Origin of the sequence: Pleomorphochaeta sp. DL1XJH-081 (assembly GCF_049310885.1) — a bacterium.
Classification (GTDB): Bacteria; Spirochaetota; Spirochaetia; order Sphaerochaetales; family Sphaerochaetaceae; genus CAYZJV01.
Window position 1 is genome coordinate 1 of the sequence record NZ_JBMDYO010000142.1, and the last position, 260, is coordinate 260.

Consider the following 260-nt stretch of genomic DNA (forward strand, 5'->3'; position numbering starts at 1 on the left):
GGAAGGTATGACAATGTCTCGAATTTCTTCTTTCCCTCAGTGGGCCACACCTTCATGCAGGAGACTCTTCCGCCGTTGTTGGCGACGGTGGTGATGTCGGCGTTCTTGCGGGTGGCGGGGAAGCCGGCGACGGACTTAAGTCCGGTGAAAGGAGCCACCATGCTGGCTTGAGCCGGGACGGAGCGGGCGGCGACGGCGGCCGTGGAGACCATTGAGGAAGCCATTTTTTTCCTTCTGCTGTCTCACTTATATTAATTCTC

Annotated in this window: 1 protein-coding gene; it reads right to left on the reverse strand. The window is 57.3% G+C overall.

The genetic code is table 11. The features are described from left to right. A partial coding sequence (locus ACODJP_RS14235; RefSeq protein ID WP_422482618.1) for a ribulose-1,5-bisphosphate carboxylase small subunit occupies positions 1–224 on the reverse strand: 224 nt, incomplete at its 3' end. Positions 225–260: the final 36 nt, after the last annotated feature.